This is a genomic window from Cupriavidus numazuensis (assembly GCF_905397435.1).
Lineage (GTDB): Bacteria > Pseudomonadota > Gammaproteobacteria > Burkholderiales > Burkholderiaceae > Cupriavidus > Cupriavidus numazuensis.
On record NZ_CAJPVI010000016.1, the window covers coordinates 60,763 to 73,985 of the forward strand.

General features: G+C 66.2%; 14 protein-coding genes. 5 read left to right on the forward strand and 9 right to left on the reverse strand.

Features of this window, described 5'->3' with window-relative positions; translation table 11 throughout:
* Positions 1–90 precede the first annotated feature (90 nt).
* On the forward strand, positions 91–996 hold the full coding sequence (locus KHO41_RS14520) for a LysR family transcriptional regulator (RefSeq protein ID WP_211953976.1): 906 nt from the start codon (positions 91–93) through the stop codon (positions 994–996).
* Positions 997–1,017: 21 nt separating this feature from the next.
* Here the strand turns inward: KHO41_RS14520 and KHO41_RS14525 are convergent, their stop codons facing one another.
* The gene (locus tag KHO41_RS14525; protein WP_211953977.1) at positions 1,018–2,145 is read right to left on the reverse strand and encodes an anhydro-N-acetylmuramic acid kinase; all 1,128 of its coding nucleotides are present in this window, start codon (positions 2,143–2,145) and stop codon (positions 1,018–1,020) included.
* Between the two features lie 23 nt (positions 2,146–2,168).
* Complete coding sequence (locus KHO41_RS14530) at positions 2,169–3,563, reverse strand: M23 family metallopeptidase (RefSeq protein ID WP_211953978.1); 1,395 nt, start codon at positions 3,561–3,563, stop codon at positions 2,169–2,171.
* Between the two features lie 230 nt (positions 3,564–3,793).
* Between KHO41_RS14530 and tyrS the strand changes: the two genes are divergently transcribed.
* From tyrS to KHO41_RS14550, 4 genes are all read left to right on the forward strand, one after another.
* Positions 3,794–5,035 carry a tyrosine--tRNA ligase gene (tyrS, locus tag KHO41_RS14535; protein WP_011296665.1) on the forward strand — a complete coding sequence of 414 codons (1,242 nt, stop codon included), beginning with the start codon at positions 3,794–3,796 and terminating at the stop codon, positions 5,033–5,035.
* A gap of 8 nt (positions 5,036–5,043) precedes the next feature.
* On the forward strand, positions 5,044–5,514 hold the full coding sequence (gene dtd, locus KHO41_RS14540) for a D-aminoacyl-tRNA deacylase (RefSeq protein ID WP_211953979.1): 471 nt from the start codon (positions 5,044–5,046) through the stop codon (positions 5,512–5,514).
* Between the two features lie 74 nt (positions 5,515–5,588).
* Entirely contained in the window at positions 5,589–6,236 is a 648-nt protein-coding gene (locus tag KHO41_RS14545; protein WP_211953980.1) for a YbhB/YbcL family Raf kinase inhibitor-like protein, read from the forward strand.
* Positions 6,237–6,295: 59 nt separating this feature from the next.
* Positions 6,296–6,970 (forward strand): histidine phosphatase family protein, encoded by a 675-nt coding sequence (locus KHO41_RS14550; protein ID WP_041679469.1) that lies wholly within the window; start codon positions 6,296–6,298, stop codon positions 6,968–6,970.
* A gap of 28 nt (positions 6,971–6,998) precedes the next feature.
* Here the strand turns inward: KHO41_RS14550 and KHO41_RS14555 are convergent, their stop codons facing one another.
* The 7 genes from KHO41_RS14555 to ruvC all read right to left on the reverse strand — a co-directional run bounded on the left by KHO41_RS14555 (position 6,999) and on the right by ruvC (position 12,859).
* Entirely contained in the window at positions 6,999–7,727 is a 729-nt protein-coding gene (locus KHO41_RS14555; protein WP_211953981.1) for a queuosine precursor transporter, read from the reverse strand.
* Positions 7,728–7,891: 164 nt separating this feature from the next.
* A complete protein-coding gene (locus tag KHO41_RS14560) occupies positions 7,892–8,476 on the reverse strand; it encodes a BPSL1445 family SYLF domain-containing lipoprotein (RefSeq protein ID WP_211953982.1) in 585 nt (194 codons plus the stop codon).
* Between the two features lie 44 nt (positions 8,477–8,520).
* Positions 8,521–9,114, reverse strand: a complete 594-nt coding sequence (locus tag KHO41_RS14565) for a hypothetical protein (RefSeq protein WP_211953983.1) — start codon at positions 9,112–9,114, stop codon at positions 8,521–8,523.
* A gap of 203 nt (positions 9,115–9,317) precedes the next feature.
* Positions 9,318–10,376, reverse strand: coding sequence for a Holliday junction branch migration DNA helicase RuvB (ruvB, locus tag KHO41_RS14570; RefSeq protein ID WP_211953984.1), 1,059 nt, complete (start codon positions 10,374–10,376; stop codon positions 9,318–9,320).
* Between the two features lie 34 nt (positions 10,377–10,410).
* On the reverse strand, positions 10,411–10,992 hold the full coding sequence (gene ruvA / locus KHO41_RS14575) for a Holliday junction branch migration protein RuvA (protein WP_211953985.1): 582 nt from the start codon (positions 10,990–10,992) through the stop codon (positions 10,411–10,413).
* 73 nt (positions 10,993–11,065) lie between these two features.
* On the reverse strand, positions 11,066–12,217 hold the full coding sequence (locus tag KHO41_RS14580) for a glycerophosphodiester phosphodiesterase (protein WP_211953986.1): 1,152 nt from the start codon (positions 12,215–12,217) through the stop codon (positions 11,066–11,068).
* 96 nt (positions 12,218–12,313) lie between these two features.
* Positions 12,314–12,859, reverse strand: coding sequence for a crossover junction endodeoxyribonuclease RuvC (gene ruvC / locus KHO41_RS14585; protein ID WP_211954062.1), 546 nt, complete (start codon positions 12,857–12,859; stop codon positions 12,314–12,316).
* Between the last annotated feature and the right edge of the window lie 364 nt (positions 12,860–13,223).

Genomic DNA, 13,223 nt, shown 5'->3' on the forward strand with positions numbered 1-13,223 from the left:
GGCAAGGCTCCGGTGCGGGGACGTGCCCAGTATCGGTAACCTCGATCAATAGGAAAAGCATATATTTCCTATGTTGTAGTATAGGAAAAAATGATCCCTTTCTCGTTCCGGCAACTGGAATACTTCGTCGCGGCTGCCGAGCATGGCAGCATCAGCGCTGCGGCGCGGGCGCGCCATGTGTCCCAGCCGTCGGTGTCGACGGCCATCGCGCAGCTCGAAGACACGCTGGGCGAGGCGCTGTTTCGCCGGCAGGTCAGCCGCGGCCTCGAACTCACGCCGGCCGGGCAGCGCTTGCTCGCACGGGCACGCGATATCCTGGCCCTGGCTGCGGGAATCACCGTCGATGAAGCAGGACAGCAGGGGCTCAGCGGCCGGCTGTCGCTGACTTGCTTTCAGGACCTGGGTCCATACTTCGTCCCTCGATTGTTGGCAGGCTTCCGGGAGCGACACCCGGCGGTTTCCATCACGCTGTTCGAGGCGGATCTGGCCACGGTCCACCGCACGCTGCAGGCCGGCAAGGCCGAGCTTGCGCTGACGTACGACCTCGGCTTCGACCAGCGCGTCGACCGATGGATGTTGGCGAGCCTGCCGCCCTACGCGTTGTTGCCGGCGAGCCATCCACGCGCGGGCCAGCGCGATATCAGCCTTGCCGAACTGGCCGGCGAGCGCCTGATCCTCGAGGACATCGCGCAGACACGTGAGTACTTCCTGTCGCTGTTCTGGGCGCACGGACTGCATCCGACGCTGCACCAGTACACGCAGACGTTCGAGATGCAGCGCGGTCTCGTGGCGCATGGCTACGGCGTGGCGCTGTCGTGCACGCGCCCGGCCGGTGACCACAGCTATGACGGACAGCCCATCGCGTGCCTGCCGTTACGCGAGCCGGTGACCGCGCAGCGGGTCGTGCTGGCACGCGCGCAGTCCGTGCGCGCGTCGCCGCTCGCACAGGCATTTATCGAATGGATGGTGGAAAGCGGGCATGCGGCGCCGGCCTGAGCCTGGTCGCCGCAGCGCCAATCAGCGCGGATAGATCGCGCCGAGCACGCGCGGACCGGCGGCGCCGGTGACCGTGGCGACATTGCCCGGCAGGCGGAGCAGGCACTGCCGCGCGAGCCAGGCGAAGGCGATCGCTTCGACCTGCGAAACCGGCACCCCGAAATCTTCGGTAGTCTGCACGGCGACGCCCGGCAAGGCTTGCGCGAGGCGCCGCATGATGTAGCCGTTGCGCGCGCCGCCGCCACAGACGATCAGGCGTCTTGATGGGGCCGCATGGGCACGGACATCGCGTGCAATGGCTTCGGCCGTCAGCGCGGCCAGTGTCGCCTGCACATCGGCCGGCGACGGGGCAGGGCCGCCCCGCGTCGCAAGGCGTGCTTCGAGCCACGCGGGATGAAACAGGTCGCGGCCCGTACTCTTGGGCGGCGCTGCATTGAAGTAGGGGTCGGCCAGGCATTCGGCCAGCAGCGCTTCATCGACGCGGCCGCTCGCGGCCCAGGCGCCGTCATCGTCGTACGGCATGCCGAGTTGTTCGCCGATCCAGTAGTCGAGCAGCGCATTGCCGGGCCCGCAGTCGAAGCCGATCACGGCTCCGCCATCGCCGGGCAGCACGCTGATGTTGGAGATGCCGCCGATATTGCAGACCACGCGTGCCTCGGCGCCGTCGCCAAACAGGGCCTGGTGCAAAGCAGGCACCAGCGGCGCGCCCTGGCCACCCGCCGCCACGTCGCGGCTGCGGAAATCGGCGACCACGTCGATGCCGGCCAGCTCGGCCAGCAGTGCGGGGTGCTGGCTCTGGCGCGTGTAGCCGATTTCGTCGTAGAGGCCGGGTCGATGGCGGATGGTTTGCCCATGCGCGCCGATCGCCGCGACATCGCCCGCTTGCAGTCCGGCCTGTCCGAGCAGCGTGGTCACGCAGCCGGCATAGACGCGCGCCAGTGCATTGGCGGCCAGCGCTTCGCGATGGATCTCGTTGTCGCCCGGCTGTTGCAGCTGGCCGAAGTCCGCGCGCAGCGCGTCGGGGAAGGGCTCGTGCGCGGCGGCCAGCACGGCCGGGCGCTCACCGCTGAAGTCCACCAGCACGGCGTCCGCGCCGTCCATGCTGGTGCCAGACATGATGCCGATATAGCGGTCGCCTTGCGCGCGCATGGAGTCTCCGGGCGGAGCGGCTGTCAGTTGGCCGCGGTAAGAACGTTATAGGTGCGCAGCGCGTTGATGCGGCCGAGCATTTCGCTGGTATAGCCGAGAAATTCCTGGCGCGCCTTGCCGGTCAGCACCGGCGCTTCCATCAGCGCGATGCTCAGCGGGTTCTGCGGCACGTCGTTGAAGCGGAACTCGTAATGCAGGTGCGGCCCGGTGGCCCAGCCGGTCTGGCCGACATAGCCGATGACCTGGCCCTGCGAGACGCGCTGGCCCTGCTGCACGCCCGCAAAGCCGGAGAGGTGGGCGTAGTAGGTCGAGTAGCCGTTCGCGTGCTTCACGATGATGATGTTGCCGTAGCCGTTCTGCTGCCCGACAAAGTCGATCGTGCCTTCGCCGGTCGAAAGCACCTTGGTGCCGGTCGGCGCGGCGAAGTCTACGCCCTTGTGCTGGGCCCACGCATGGTGCAGCGGATGCTCGCGGCCGCCAAAGCCCGACGACACGCGCGAGAATTCCACTGGCGAACGCAGGAACGGACGCTTCATGCTGCGGCCGTCGAACGTGTAGTACGCGCCGTTGTTTTCCCCTTCCGGTGCGAACCACAGGGCCTGGTGGAGCTGGTTGCGATTGATCAGTTCGATCGCAATCACGCGGCCGTTGCGGATGAACGCGCCGTCCTGGAAGCCCGCTTCGTAGATGATGCGGAAGCGGTCGCCGCTGGCGATGTCATGCTGGAAGTCGATCACGCCCGAGAAGATCGACAGCATCTGCTGCACGATGTCGTCGGGCACATTGGCTGTGTCCATGGCCTTGAAGAAGCCGGCCGAGGAAATCGAGCCGGACGCCATTTCATAGCGCAGGTCGTTGTCGACGTTCTGCACGCGCGCCTTGTACGTGGTCGTTCCACCGGCCTTTGCCGGCTCGACCCGCTCGATCACGAGTTCGCGCGAAGTCGCGGCATTGCCGCCCAGGTTGGCCTGCAGCGAGACCAGCATATTGCTGTCGTCGATCTCCGCCTGTACGGCCTGACCGGGATTGACGTTGAACAGGCCGCGCGCGGTCGGGTTCTTCAGGATGAAGGCCTGCGCATCGGGATCGTCCACGCCAAGGCGGCGCAGCAGCGAGCCGATGGTGTCGCCGCGCTGCATGCGCTCCTGGCGCACGTAGACGGCATCGGTATCGATATCGGAAATCTGTTCGAGCTGTTCGCGCACATCGGGCATGCGCAGCGGCTCGTTCACGCGCGGCGCAAGCGGGTCATTGAAGGCGCTGCGCGGCGCGACGCCCATGGCGGCGGCCATGCCGAGCGTGAACATCGCACCCACCGAAGCGGTGAGTTGTTTGCGCCGTCGCGCATGCTGGGGGCTGGTCGGGTCGACGAGAACCACCAGCTCGCGCGCGAAAACTTCGCGGAGTCTGGACCACATCACGTAAAATTCAACCTTGGTCTGGGCACCGCTGCCGCAACGATGTGTGTCGTCTGCCTTCCTCCCCCGAGGTGCGGCGCGGGCTGTTCATCTTTATTTGCCGCCTAGAATGGCGGGTGGCGCACGGGCTTAGTGCCACGTTGTGCCGCAAAGCGCGGATTATACCAAGAACCGGCCCGGGGCCGAGTGGCGCATCCGCCAAATTTTCATGTATTTCAAAGACTTACGTCATGACTGAAGCTTCCTCCGGCCCCGCGGCCAAATATCCCCTCACGCCGTCGGTGATGCACGCGCTGGAGGTGTCCAAGCGCGGCTGCGACGAACTGCTGATCGAAGCCGAATGGCTGCAGAAGCTGGCCCGCAGCGAGGCGACCGGCGTTCCGCTGCGCATCAAGCTCGGCCTCGACCCCACCGCGCCCGACATCCACATCGGCCACACGGTGGTGCTGAACAAGCTGCGTCAGCTGCAAGACCTGGGCCATCAGGTGATTTTCCTGATCGGCGATTTCACCTCGACCATCGGCGATCCGTCCGGCCGCAACAGCACCCGGCCGCCGCTGACGCGCGAGCAGATCGAGGCCAACGCCCAGACTTACTACCGCCAGGCCAGCCTGGTGCTCGATCCGGCCCGCACCGAGATCCGCTACAACAGCGAGTGGTGTGATCCGCTCGGCGCACGCGGCATGATCCAGCTCGCTGCCAAGTACACCGTGGCCCGGATGATGGAGCGTGACGACTTCACCAAACGGTTCCGGTCTGGGATTCCCATTTCGGTGCATGAGTTCCTTTATCCGCTCATGCAGGGCTACGATTCGGTCGCGCTGAAGTCCGATCTGGAGCTTGGCGGCACCGATCAGAAGTTCAACCTGCTGGTCGGGCGCGAGTTGCAGAAGGAATACGGCCAGGAGCCGCAGTGCATCCTGACCATGCCGCTGCTGGTCGGCCTGGACGGCGTCGAGAAGATGTCGAAGTCCAAGGGCAACTACGTCGGCGTGACCGAGGCGCCCAACGAGATGTTCGGCAAGCTGATGAGCATTTCGGACGACCTGATGTGGCAGTACTTCACGCTGCTGTCGTTCCGTCCGCTCGCCGAGATCGACCTGATGAAGCAGGAAATCGCGGCCGGCCGCAATCCGCGCGACTGCAAGGTGCTGCTGGCGCAGGAGATCGTGGCCCGCTTCCACAGCCAGGCCGATGCCGAAAAGGCACTTGAGGACTTCAACCACCGCGCGCGCGGCGGCGTGCCGGACGATATCCCGGCAGTCAGCCTGTCGGGCGCCCCGCTAGGCATTGCGCAGCTGCTCAAGCAGGCCAACCTGGTGCCGTCCACGTCCGAGGCCAACCGCAATATCGAGCAGGGCGGCGTGAAGATCGATGGCGCGACCGTCAGCGACAAGGCCGTCAAGGTAGCCGCGGGCACTTACGTGGTGCAGGTCGGCAAGCGCCGCTTTGCCCGCGTGACGCTGGCCTGAGGCGGGCGATGATCGCACTGATCCAGCGCGTCTCGCAGGCCCGCGTGACGGTCGAGGGCCGCACCACCGGAGAGATTGGCGCCGGGCTGCTGGCGCTGGTCTGCGCCGAGCGCGGCGACACCGAGGCGCAAGCCGACCGCCTGCTCGCCAAGATGCTGTCCTACCGCGTGTTTTCGGACGCCGACGGCAAGATGAACCTGCCGGTCCAGAACATGGACGGCAACGGCGGGGCGGGCGGACTGCTGGTGGTGTCGCAGTTCACACTGGCGGCCGATACCAACAGCGGCACCCGGCCCAGCTTCACGCCGGCGGCATCGCCCGAGGACGGGCGCCGCCTCTACGAGTATTTCGTCGAGCGTGCGCGTGCATCGCACCCGCATGTGCAGACCGGCGAGTTCGGCGCGATGATGCAGGTGAGCCTGACCAACGACGGACCGGTGACGTTCTGGCTGCGCGTGCCGCCGCCCGGCAACGCCTGACCCAAGAGGCCGTACAGGCAACAGGAAACAACGATGGCCGCGCCGGCGCGGCCATCCACAGACAGGAGAGACAAATGAAACTCTGGAGCAAGTCCTTCGCCGACAACGCGCCGATTCCGGGCGAGTTCGCTTTCTGCGTGCCTGATGCCGCCGCGCACGTCGCGCTGTCGAGCAACCGCAATCCGGACCTGCACTGGGAAGATGCACCGGCCCAGACGCGGTCCTTCGTCCTGATCTGCCATGACCGCGACGTCCCGAGCCAGGGCGACGACGTCAACCAGGAAGGCCGCGAAGTGCCGGCATCGCTGCCGCGCGTGGACTTCTACCACTGGGTGCTGGTCGACATGCCGCCGGGCCTGACCTCGATCGCCGCGGCCTCGCACAGCGACGGCGTGATCGCGCGCGGCAAGCCCGGCCCGGAAGCGGCCGGCGGCACCGCGACCGCGGGTGGCCTGCGTCACGGCATCAACGACTACACCGGCTGGTTCGCCAACGACGCCGACATGAAGGGCGACTACTACGGCTACGACGGCCCGTGCCCGCCGTGGAACGACACGTTGCTGCACCACTACGTGTTCACGGTCTACGCGCTTGATGTCGACCGCGTGCCGCTGGACGGCAAGTTCACGGGCGCGCAGGTACTGGAAGCCATTCGCGGCCATGTGCTGGCACAGGCCAGCCTGACCGGCACCTACACGCTCAATCCCAAGGTAGCTGGCTGAGGCCGGGCGGCCGGCAGGCGCCGGTCGGTGGCAAGCGCAAGGAAATGCAAGGAAAGGGCATGTTGCAAAGCTCCGGGCCGCATTCGCTGGCCTACACGCACCTGATCGTGATCCGTCATGGCGAGACGGCCTGGAACCGCGAGCGCCGGCTGCAAGGCCAGCTCGACATCCCGCTCAACGAGACCGGCGAGGCCCAGGCCCGCGCGCTGGCCGCGGCACTGGCCGGCGAGCCGATCGATGCGGTCTATTCGAGCGACCTCGGCCGCGCGATGCAGACCGCCGCGCCCCTGGCCGAGACCCTTGGCCTGAAGGTCCGCTCCGAGCCGCGCCTGCGCGAGCGCAGCTACGGCACGCTGCAGGGCATGACCTACGCCGAGGTCGCCGAGAAGCTGCCCGAGGACTTCGCGCGCTGGCAGGCGCGCGTGCCCGACTACACGCCGCCGCAGGGGGAATCGCTCGCGCAGTTCCATGAGCGGGCCGTCGAGATCGCGCTGTCGCTGTCGCGCCGGCATCCGGGCGAGCGTATCGCGCTGGTCGCACACGGCGGCGTGCTCGACTGCCTCTACCGGGAAGCCACCGGCATGACGCTGGAGGCGCCGCGCCAGCACGAGCTGCTCAACGCCAGCATCAACCGGCTGCGCAGCGACAGCCATCATCTGACGCTCGCGCAGTGGGGCGACGTCACGCACCTCGAAACGCTGGCGCTGGACGAAGTGGACCGGCGCGTCCCCTGACGCTCCGCGCGCTGCCGCGCCGCAGACCTCAGACGCGGATGCGGAACGGCGTGAAGTCGGTATTGCGGTCGTACCAGTCCTCGTTCTCGGCGCGCTTGAGGAAATTCACGACCTTGTAGGTGACCGGCGTCATCACGACTTCCCAGCCGGTCTTCAGCACGTACTGCGCCACCGCGACCTGGATCACCTTCTCGAGCGGCCAGATGCCGTAGAACGCGATTACGTAGAACAACGACGAATCGACGAGTTCGCCGGCCAGGGTCGAGCCGATGGTACGCGTCCACAGCCACCGTCCGCCCGTCCATAGCTTCATCCTGGCCAGTACATAGCTGTTGGCGAAGCTGCCGCAGCAAAAGGCGATCAGCGACCCGAACGCGATGCGCCAGGTATTGCCGAACACATCCTCCAGGCTCTTCTGGTAATCGGCCATGAACGGCGCCACCGGCATGTGCAGTACCACCAGGCTCATGAACGTGGCGAACGCCAGCGCCGCGAAGCCGGCCCACACGACGCGGCGATCCCGGCCATAGCCATAGACTTCGGTCAGCACGTCGCCAAAGATGTACGAGATCGGGAAGAACAGTACGCCGGCGCCGAAGGTCACTGGTCCCAGCACCGGCAGCGTGACCTGCGCGGCTTTGGCGGCCCCAATCAGGTTCGAGCACAGCAGCACGGTGACGAAGGCCACCATGACCAGGTCGTAGTAGCGGTAGACGCGCCCGGTGGTATGGGTGGGGGCGGTGGGCAGGGCGGACATGGATGTTCCCGGTTTGGCAGGCGCGCATAGGTGCCTGTTGCTTTTTCGCGGGATTATGCCAGCCGGAGCGCTGTCTTGCCGTGCCGCAAGAAAAATCCCGGCCAGGGCCGGGATGGTGCGCGCAGAGCGGCCGGGCGGCTGGGCCGCCGGCCTTCACGCCGGTTTCAGATGTCCAGCTTGGAGATCTTGGCGCCGTTGATCGACGCATCGAACATCAGGCCCGCGTTGGTCTGCACGAAGCCCACGACCGGCTGCTGGCTGGTCAGGGTATCGAGCTGGCCATTGGCGCCGATCTTGGCCAATGCCACGTTCGCGTCGGCGCCGGCGGTCCAGCCCTTGCTCGACACGAACTTGTTGTACGCCTCCGGCGTCATGAACATGATGATGATGGCCTTGGACTGGCCACCGGCGGTCAGGCCGACCGAGGCCTGCGCGGTGCTGTAGTAGCCGACGGTCGAGCCCTTGGAGCGCAGCGCGCCCTCGCCGTACTCGCCGCCGACCACGAGGCCGGCCGCAATGACGCGCGGGAACACCAGGATACCTTGCGCGCGGTTTGCCAGTTCGCGCGAACCGTTGGTCGAGGAATACAGGCGGTTCAACGCGCCATCAACACCCGCATCGATTTCCTGTCTTTTCGCTGCCGGATCGGACGAGGCCTTGGTGCCTGTCGTCGTACAGCCAACCGTGAACGCAGTGGCGACGAGCAGCCCCGATCCGGCAACCCGGGTAACAAAATGGCGTCGATTCATAGGTAACCTCCTGGTGGGGTAAAGTAACCGCGTCGGGTACGAAGTCAGTTGGCTGCGGATGCAGCCGGGGCCCTGACCGTAATGGCTACGACTTCACGATAGACGATCTTTGCCATCTGACCACGCTGGATCTTGGTCAGATCGATGGCAGGATCTTCCACCTTGACCGTGCGCAAGGTTTCGCGCGGGCCGCGGAACGTGACCAGGTGCTTGGCCGGGTCGACCTTCGTGATCTCCGCCGTCACCGTCGTGGTGATCTCGCGCATGACGCCGGGCTTGCTGCCTTCCGCGGCGCGCGAGGTACGCTCCACCGATTCCGCGAGTGCGGTCGCCTTGCTGTCGACGGGCTCGAGCGATGCCACGAGCGCCGCGCCGCGCGCGATGGTGAGGATATCCCCCTTGCGAATCTGCCCGAAGTTCTTGGCTTCGTCTCCGGCGACGAGTTCGACGACATTGCCGCGCGGGCCTTGTACCAGCACGGCCTTGGTGTTCGGGTCGATATCAATGATCTTGCCGCTGACCACGGCCTCCTCGGCAACGCCGACCGGAGCCTGCGGACGCTGGGCGTAGGCACTGGTGGCGAAGAGCATGGCCGCAGCGAGTACCGCGGCGGGCAGGGAGGACGGACGACGGATCATGGCTTTCCTTGGAGAAGGTGACGCGCCGTGCCGGCCGGCACGACTGCCAGGCACCCGGGCGAGGGTACCGTTGAAGCCATTGTGGACAATCGGGCAGGGGCCAGCAATCCACTTCGAAAAAATTTGGGGTGCGAGACAAAAATGTTTAATTGACGTCCCGACCAGCCGCCGAGGGGGCTTGCCGCAGTGCAGCAGGCCCTCGGTTATTCGCCGTCGATCAGGTCGCCACTGTCGCCGGCTTGCGGCGATGCCAGGCCAAAATGGCGGTAGGCGGCGGCCGTCGCGACGCGCCCGCGGGGCGTACGCTGCAGATAGCCTTGCTGGATCAGGTAGGGCTCGAGCACGTCTTCGATGGTGTCGCGTTCCTCGCCAATTGCCGCAGCGAGGTTGTCGACGCCGACCGGGCCGCCGCCGAACTTATGCAGCACGGCTTCGAGCAGCTTGCGGTCCATCAGGTCGAACCCGACGCGATCCACGTCCAGCATGGCCAGCGCGGCGTCCGCGATCTCGCGGGTGATGGTGCCATCGCCCTTGACTTCGGCGTAATCGCGCACGCGGCGCAGCAGGCGGTTGGCGATCCGCGGCGTGCCACGCGCACGGCGTGCAATCTCCAGAGACCCCTGCGGGTCGATGTGCGCGCCGAGCAGTTGTGCGGAACGCGTGACAATGCGCGCGAGTTCCTCGGCCGTATAGAACTCCAGCCGCGCCACGATGCCGAAGCGGTCGCGCAGCGGGTTGGTCAGCATACCGGCGCGCGTGGTGGCGCCGACCAGCGTGAACGGCTGCAGGTCGAGCTTGACCGAACGGGCCGCGGGGCCTTCGCCGATCATGATGTCGATCTGGTAGTCCTCGAGCGCCGGGTACAGGATTTCCTCGACGACCGGCGACAGCCGGTGGATCTCGTCGATGAACAGCACGTCGTTGGCTTCGAGGTTGGTCAGCAGTGCGGCCAGATCGCCGGGGCGTTCGAGCACGGGGCCCGAGGTCTGGCGCAGGTTCACGCCCATTTCGCGCGCGATGATGTGGGCCAGCGTGGTCTTGCCCAGGCCCGGCGGCCCGAACAGCAGCACATGGTCCAGCGCCTCGCGGCGATTGCGCGCCGCGTGCATGAAGATGTCGAGCTGCCCGCGCACCTTCTCTTGGCCCACATACTCGTCGAGCAGCTTGGGCCGCAGCGCGCGCTCGAACGCCTCTTCGCGCGAGGAAGCGGGCGTGGCCGAGATCACGCGGTCGGGGGCGGAAAACTTGTCGGTTTCAATCATGGCTGCGGCGTCTGGTATCGCGCTATTTTACGCCTCACGCCTTGGACAAGGCCTTCAGCGCCAGCTTGATACCGTCCGAGACACCCGTGCCGGCGGGCACCTGCTTGATGGCCGTGGCCGCTTCCTTTTCCGAATAGCCGAGTGCCAGCAGTGCGTTGAGGATATCGACCGCGCTGTCGTGCACGGGCGCCGCGCCCGGCGCGTGGCCGAGTTCGGCACCAAGCTTGCCCTTGAGCTCGAGCATCAGCCGCTCGGCGGTCTTCTTGCCGATGCCGGGCACGCGCGTGAGACGACCGGCTTCCTGCAGCGTGATGGCCTGGGCCAGTTCCGCCACCGACATGCCCGACAGCACAGCCAGTGCCATGCGCGCGCCGATGCCGGTGATCTTGATCAGCTCGCGGAATGTATTGCGCTCGGCCGCAGTGCCGAAGCCATAGAGCAGGTGCGCGTCCTCGCGCACGATCAACTGCGTGAGCAGCGTCACCGGCTGGCCGGTCGCGGGCAGGTTGTAGAACGTGCTCATCGGCACATCGATCTCGTAGCCGACGCCGTGGCAGTCCACCAGCAGGTGCGGAGGGTTTTTCTCGATAAGCGTGCCGGCGATGCGTCCGATCATGGTGTTTGCAGTAAAGGTCGGTTCAACGTTCTTGCGGAAGGCCGCAAGTGTAGCCCAGCGGCGTGTCGCGGATTCACGGAGTTCCAGCGTCAATCGCGCGCCGGCCCAGCGCCGGGTCGTCGGTAAAGACGCCGTCCACGCCGGCTGCGACAAAGGCTTGCACCTCTCGCACCATGCCCGAGGGGCTGCGCGTGGCATCGTCGCCACCGGTCTGGAAGGCCTTGGGCAGGAAGGCGTTCTCGGGCCGGAATGTGTAGGGGTGCACCAGCAGCCCGACCGCGTGCGCATTGCGCACGACCGCAGTGGGCGTGCCAAGGCCGCCCTGCGCATCGCGCGGCACCACGCTGTTCTTTTCCGGACCGATGCCATCGGCGTAGGTGGCCACCTCGCGCAGGCCGGTCGTGGTCAGCATGTCGCCATAGGTGCGTGTGTCGCCAGCCAGCCGCCAGTCGGGCGGGGTTTGCTTCGGGTTGCCGATGAGCTGCGTGAGCCTGACATTCGGCATGCCATGGCCGATCGCTTTGCGCACGTGCCGCAGGCTGCCAGCCTCGAACGACTGGATGAAGACGGGCGCTTCGCGCAGGTACGGCTGCCGGCGCAGCGCATCGACGAGCTTGTCTTCGAGCGGCAAGCCGATGCCGCGGAAATAGCTCGGATGCTTCAGCTCCGGATACAGGCCGATCTGCCGGCCGGTGCGCAGCGACGCCTGCTGCGCGAGCCGCACGATCTCATCGAAGGTCGGGATCTCGAACTGGTCGTTCAGGCGGGCGTTGGCGGGGCGCAGCTTCGGAATGCGCTCGCGGGCCCGCAGCGTCTTGAGTTCGGCAAGCGTGAAGTCTTCGGTGAACCAGCCGGTCAGGCGGGCGCCATCGATCACCTTGGTGCGCTTGCGGCTGGCGAACTCCGGTAGCTCGGCGACGTTGGAGGTGCCGCTGATGTCGTTCTCATGGCGTGCCACAAGGACGCCGTCGCGCGTGCTCACGAGATCCGGCTCGATGACATCGGCGCCATCCTCGATGGCCTTGGCGTAGGCGGCCAGCGTGTGTTCGGGGCGCAGCGCGCTGGCGCCGCGATGGGCGATGACCAGCGGCTTCGCGGCGGGTGCTGGCGCCTCCGTGGGTGCCACTGCTGCCTTGGTAACCGGCGGCGGAGTTGGCGTCGTGGCGCAGCCGGCCAAAAACGCCGCAGCAAGGGTCACGCGAAGACTGGATCGAAGGCGGAGCATGGTGGAAGTCCGTGACCGCCGCGCGCGGGGACATGCCGGGCGCGGCAAATGCCCTCGATTGTAAGAGACCGGGCGCTGCTTCTCGTGGAACTGGTGTCAGCCGATCAGGCGCCCTCGCCGGACGCGCATGCCCTTGCGGACCAGTTCAGGGGCCAGGCCCGACAACGTGCCGAGCGTGTCGCCGCCATTGGCGTGGCAGATCGCGACGCCCAGGGCATCGGCGGCGTCAGTGCTTGGCCGTCCAGGCAGGCTTAGCAGACGCATGACCATTTCCTGCACTTGTTCCTTGTTGGCGCGGCCATAGCCGACTACTGCTACCTTCAGTTGCAGGGCGGTGTATTCGAACACCGGCAGGCCTTGGCCGACCAGGCCGCAGATTGCCGCGCCGCGTGCTTGACCTAGTAGCAGCGTGGATTGCGGGTTGACGTTGACGAAGACCTTTTCGATCGCTGCGCAATCCGGGGCGTACGTGCGGGCTACCTCGCTGATGCCGTCGAACAGCGTCTTCAGGCGCGCAGGCAGGTCCGTTTCACCATTGCTTTTGATGGTGCCCGAGGCGATGTAGGAAAGCTTGTTGCCGTGCTTTTCCAGGACGCCGAAGCCGGTGGTGCGGAGGCCGGGGTCGATGCCGAGAATACGCATTGATGTTTTTTGGGGTTGCTTTGTCAGGCTTTGATCGGGTGTTGTTCTTGGCTTGCGCGGCTGTTTCGCCGGCGTAGCCGGCGAGTCACTTTTTGTCCGAGCGACAAAAAGTAACCAAAAAGCGCGTTTGCTTGCCCTAACGGGCGAATATTGATCGTAGTGTGCCAGTGTTTTTGTACGGGTAATTGCTTCAGGGGTCAGTTCGGCTGCCTGTCGCTCGCTGATCGGAGCGCGCACCTTCGTTGACGGGCCGTCTTTGTAACCCGGGAGGCGGGAGTGGTGCCTTGTTTGGGTGCCGTGGCTGCGGGTTGCGCTGAGAAAATGAAAAAAAGCTCCGGGGTGCGGGTTGGGCCCGCGCCCCGGA

What these genes read in the sequence shown, in the direction of transcription:
- KHO41_RS14580 (WP_211953986.1), bottom strand. Translation starts at nt 12,217, where the DNA reads ATGCTCCGCCTTCGATCCAGTCTTCGCGTGACCCTTGCTGCGGCGTTT.
- KHO41_RS14520 (WP_211953976.1), top strand. Translation starts at nt 91, where the DNA reads ATGATCCCTTTCTCGTTCCGGCAACTGGAATACTTCGTCGCGGCTGCC.
- ruvB (WP_211953984.1), bottom strand. Translation starts at nt 10,376, where the DNA reads ATGATTGAAACCGACAAGTTTTCCGCCCCCGACCGCGTGATCTCGGCC.
- KHO41_RS14560 (WP_211953982.1), bottom strand. Translation starts at nt 8,476, where the DNA reads ATGAATCGACGCCATTTTGTTACCCGGGTTGCCGGATCGGGGCTGCTC.
- KHO41_RS14565 (WP_211953983.1), bottom strand. Translation starts at nt 9,114, where the DNA reads ATGATCCGTCGTCCGTCCTCCCTGCCCGCCGCGGTACTCGCTGCGGCC.
- tyrS (WP_011296665.1), top strand. Translation starts at nt 3,794, where the DNA reads ATGACTGAAGCTTCCTCCGGCCCCGCGGCCAAATATCCCCTCACGCCG.
- KHO41_RS14530 (WP_211953978.1), bottom strand. Translation starts at nt 3,563, where the DNA reads ATGTGGTCCAGACTCCGCGAAGTTTTCGCGCGCGAGCTGGTGGTTCTC.
- KHO41_RS14555 (WP_211953981.1), bottom strand. Translation starts at nt 7,727, where the DNA reads ATGTCCGCCCTGCCCACCGCCCCCACCCATACCACCGGGCGCGTCTAC.
- KHO41_RS14550 (WP_041679469.1), top strand. Translation starts at nt 6,296, where the DNA reads ATGTTGCAAAGCTCCGGGCCGCATTCGCTGGCCTACACGCACCTGATC.
- ruvC (WP_211954062.1), bottom strand. Translation starts at nt 12,859, where the DNA reads ATGCGTATTCTCGGCATCGACCCCGGCCTCCGCACCACCGGCTTCGGC.
- KHO41_RS14525 (WP_211953977.1), bottom strand. Translation starts at nt 2,145, where the DNA reads ATGCGCGCGCAAGGCGACCGCTATATCGGCATCATGTCTGGCACCAGC.
- ruvA (WP_211953985.1), bottom strand. Translation starts at nt 10,992, where the DNA reads ATGATCGGACGCATCGCCGGCACGCTTATCGAGAAAAACCCTCCGCAC.
- KHO41_RS14545 (WP_211953980.1), top strand. Translation starts at nt 5,589, where the DNA reads ATGAAACTCTGGAGCAAGTCCTTCGCCGACAACGCGCCGATTCCGGGC.
- dtd (WP_211953979.1), top strand. Translation starts at nt 5,044, where the DNA reads ATGATCGCACTGATCCAGCGCGTCTCGCAGGCCCGCGTGACGGTCGAG.